Origin of the sequence: Streptomyces otsuchiensis (assembly GCF_004305975.1) — a bacterium.
Taxonomy (GTDB): domain Bacteria; phylum Actinomycetota; class Actinomycetes; order Streptomycetales; family Streptomycetaceae; genus Streptomyces; species Streptomyces otsuchiensis.
In genome coordinates this window covers 1-1,376 of record NZ_BHZI01000526.1, presented here as the reverse complement: position 1 = coordinate 1,376, position 1,376 = coordinate 1, and the positions used below count along the sequence as shown (strand labels likewise).

The 1,376-nt window shown below is 76.9% G+C and carries 1 protein-coding gene; it reads right to left on the bottom strand.

Annotated elements, in window-relative coordinates; genetic code table 11:
• On the bottom strand, positions 1–1,376 hold a 1,376-nt coding region (locus tag E0D90_RS25640), incomplete at both ends, for an O-antigen ligase family protein (protein WP_307721189.1).

The window sequence follows — 1,376 nt, the reverse complement described above, 5'->3', positions numbered from 1 at the left end:
CCCGCACTGCCACCGCCCGCACCGCCACCACGCGGGCCACCACCGGGTTCGCCGACACGCGGGCCGCCGCAGTGTCCGCCACCACGCGGGCCGCCGCCGTGTCCACCGTCCGCCTCCGCCGCGCGCCGGGCCGCGTTGAGCCGCAGCAGGCACCCGGCGAGCAGCGCGGCCCAGCCGCCCGCGAGCGCGGTGAGGCCGAGCAGCCCCTGCTCGCTCAGGACCAGCAGGTACATGTTGTGCGGCGACTCCAGCGCCTGCCGCTGGAACTCGGAGCCGGCGCCGCCGGTGTCGCTGCCGCCCGAGAGGGCGATCGAGGCGTGGGCGTCCCGGTGCTCGGCGAACCCCTTCAGGCCGACGCCGGTCCAGGGTTCCTCCCACCACATGGACCGGGCCGCCTCCCACATGGCGTACCGGTCGACGACGGACTGGTCCGGGGTGCCGGTGACGTCCCCGATGCTGGTCAGCCGGTCGCCGATCTGGCCGGAGGCCGCGCCCGCGACGCCGATCAGCAGCAGGCCGAAGACCCCGAGCGCCACCAGGGCGCGGCGGGTCAGGCACCCGGAGAGCAGCAGCACCACGGCACACGCCAGCGCGGCGGCGATCCAGGCTCCCCGGCTGAACGACACGGCCAGGGCGGCCAGCAGCCAGCCGGTGCAGGCCAGGGCGGCCGGCCGCCACCAGCGCGGCGCGTTCACCGGCGGCGAGAGCGCCGCGCAGAGCGCCACGATCAGCCCGTAGGAGACCACCGTCGACATGCCCATGACGTTCTGCGGGCCGAACGTGCCGACGGCGCGGATGTTCTCGCCCATGTAGGACGCGCCGCCGCCCGTGACGTACTGCCAGATTCCCACCGTCCCCTGGAGGACGGCGAGCGCGACCAGCGCGCCCGCGACCACGCGTACGTCCCGGCGGTCCCGCAGCAGCACCAGCAGCGAGAGCGGCACCAGTACGAAGACCTGCAGGTAACGGACGTAGCCCGTCAGGGCGGTGGTCTGGTCGGCCGAGACCAGGGTGACGACGCCGAGCGCCAGGGCGGCGGTGGCGAACACCAGGACAGCCGGGCCGCCGAGGCGGGGGCGGTCACCCCGCACCAGGGCGACCAGCGCCGCGGCGACCAGCAGACCGGACGCGATGTCGGCGACGGCCAGCCGTCCGCCGCCCAGCTCCAGCAGCCCGGCCGGCAGGGCCAGCAGCGACAGGGTGGCGAGAGCGGGCAGCAGCGCCCGGTTGCGGACCAGCCATCCGCGGACCGGCCACCCGCGGACCGCCGACGCGAGCCGGTCGCGTCGCCGCTCCGGCGGTGCCGGGTGCTCCGGCCGCGCGGACGGTCCGGCCGACCCGTGCGGCGCGGGCCGCGACGCCGTGGTGGGGGAGGG